The sequence below is a fragment of the Streptomyces thermovulgaris genome, from assembly GCF_002155915.1.
In the GTDB taxonomy this organism is placed as follows: Bacteria; Actinomycetota; Actinomycetes; order Streptomycetales; family Streptomycetaceae; genus Streptomyces; species Streptomyces thermovulgaris.
Window position 1 is genome coordinate 1 of the sequence record NZ_MUME01000516.1, and the last position, 2257, is coordinate 2257.

Below are 2257 nucleotides of genomic sequence, written 5' to 3' on the forward strand. Positions count from 1 at the left end.
CCCCAGCAGCAGTAGGGCCGCTGCTGCGGGCGGCGGCCCTACTGCTGCTGGGGGTGGTGCGCCGGGATCGGCGGCAGCTCGCCCGTCGTCTCGTAGTCCGACAGCATGCCGATCCGGCGGACGTGGCGCTCGTCGCCGGAGAAGGGGGTGCCCAGGAAGACCTCGACGAACTTCGTCGCCTCCTCCAGCGTGTGCATGCGTGCACCCACCGCGACGACGTTGGCGTTGTTGTGCTGGCGGGCGAGGGCGGCCGTCTCCTCGCTCCAGGCGAGGGCCGCGCGGACGCCCTTGACCTTGTTCGCGGCGATCTGCTCCCCGTTGCCGGAGCCGCCGATCACGATGCCGAGGGAGTCGGGGTCGGCGGCCGTGCGCTGCGCGGCACGCAGGCAGAAGGGCGGGTAGTCGTCCTGGGCGTCGTAGATGTACGGGCCGCAGTCGACGGGGTCGTGGCCCGCCTCCTTCAACCACTCGACGAGGTGGTTCTTGAGTTCGAAGCCCGCATGGTCGGAGCCGAGATACACGCGCATGGTCCGAGTGTGACACGGCCGAACGCGGGAGGTCCTGCCGGGTGGGGCCCTACCACATCGACGGGTGCGATGTGAGATGAAACACAAAACCAAGGGGATTTTGACTTAGAATTTAACTTTCGAAGGTTCACCCCTCCCCGGCGCCTCGCTTTCAATGGACCGGCTCGTACACCGTCGTACGAGACCGCTGACACGGCGCAAAGGAAATTCCCCATGACTTCGCAGTCGACCCTGCCGAAGGCCGGAAGCGGCCAGGCAAGCCTCGACGCACACGGTTCCGGGCTTCAGGCCGGTCTCAAGAACCGTCACCTGTCGATGATCGCCATTGGCGGTGTGATCGGGGCGGGACTGTTCGTCGGTTCCAGTGCCGGCATTTCCACCGCGGGCCCCGGCATCCTGCTCTCGTACGCCCTCGTCGGCACGCTCGTCGTCCTGGTGATGCGCATGCTCGGCGAGATGTCCGCCGCCAACCCCACCTCCGGCTCGTTCTCGGCGCACGCCGACCGGGCGCTCGGAAACTGGGCCGGCTTCTCCATCGGCTGGCTGTACTGGTTCTTCTGGGTCGTCGTCCTGGCCGTGGAGGCGACCGCCGGAGCGGCGATCCTCGCCGCCTGGATACCGGCCGTACCCCAGTGGGGATGGGCCCTGATCGTCATGGTGGTGCTGACCGCGACCAACCTGGCCTCCGTCGGCTCCTACGGCGAGTTCGAGTTCTGGTTCGCCGGGATCAAGGTCGTGGCGATCGCCGCGTTCATCGTCGTCGGTCTGCTGGCCGTCCTCGGCGTGCTGCCCGGGGTGCACAGCGACAAGGCCGGATTCGACAACCTCGTCGCCCACGACGGCTTCCTCCCGAACGGGCCCGGCGCCATCCTCACCGGCATGCTGCTCGTCGTGTTCTCCTTCATGGGAAGCGAGATCGCGACGCTGGCCGCCGGCGAGGCGGAGGACCCGCAGCGCGCCGTCACCAAGGCGACCAACAGCATCATCTGGCGCATCGCCGTCTTCTACCTCGGCTCGATCTTCGTCGTGGTGTCCCTGCTCCCCTGGAACGACGCGTCGATCACCGAGAAGGGCTCCTACGTCGCCGCCCTCGACTCCCTCGGCATCCCGCACGCCGGTCAGATCATGAACTTCATCGTGCTGACCTCGGTGCTGTCCTGCCTCAACTCCGGCCTCTACACCGCCTCCCGCATGGCCTTCTCGCTCGGCGAGCGCGGGGACGCGCCGAAGTCGTTCGCGCGGACCAACAGCCGCGGTGTGCCGGTGGCCGCGATCACCTCGTCGGTCGTCTTCGGCTTCGTGGCCGTGTTCTTCAACTACAAGTTCCCGGACTCCGTCTTCCTCTTCCTCGTCAACTCCTCCGGCGCGGTCGCCCTGTTCGTCTGGCTGGTGATCTGTCTCTCGCAGCTGCGGATGCGCAGGATCATCCAGCGGGAGGCGCCGGAGAAGCTGGTCGTGAAGACGTGGCTGTACCCGTACCTGACCTGGGCGACGATCGGGTTCATCGTCTTCATCATCGGCTACATGCTGACCGACACCGAGCACGACGGCCGCGAGCACGTCGCCCGGGCATCCGGCAGGAGCATCCGCCTGTGAACAGGACGGCTGGAAGGGGCAGGACCGTGGACTCCACCGAAAAGGTGCTGCTGGTGGCCGCCGTGCTCTCGGCCGTCGTGCCCGGTGCGGCCGTCGCCCTGTGCGTACGGCTGGTGCGCACCCGGCGCGCTCTG

At 67.5% G+C, this 2257-nt stretch carries 2 protein-coding genes; one reads left to right on the forward strand and one right to left on the reverse strand.

Going from position 1 to position 2257, the window contains the following annotated elements; translation table 11 throughout:
- Window positions 1-38: 38 nt before the first annotated feature.
- Window positions 39-527, reverse strand: coding sequence for a ribose-5-phosphate isomerase (locus CCN35_RS26960; RefSeq protein ID WP_086794659.1), 489 nt, complete (start codon window positions 525-527; stop codon window positions 39-41).
- A gap of 213 nt (window positions 528-740) precedes the next feature.
- Between CCN35_RS26960 and CCN35_RS26965 the strand changes: the two genes are divergently transcribed.
- On the forward strand, window positions 741-2123 hold the full coding sequence (locus tag CCN35_RS26965) for an amino acid permease (RefSeq protein ID WP_086794661.1): 1383 nt from the start codon (window positions 741-743) through the stop codon (window positions 2121-2123).
- The last annotated feature ends 134 nt before the right edge of the window (window positions 2124-2257 follow it).

Bases quoted from the DNA above. Each gene is read 5' to 3' on its own strand.
- CCN35_RS26960 (WP_086794659.1), bottom strand. From the start codon at position 527: ATGCGCGTGTATCTCGGCTCCGACCATGCGGGCTTCGAACTCAAGAAC.
- CCN35_RS26965 (WP_086794661.1), top strand. From the start codon at position 741: ATGACTTCGCAGTCGACCCTGCCGAAGGCCGGAAGCGGCCAGGCAAGC.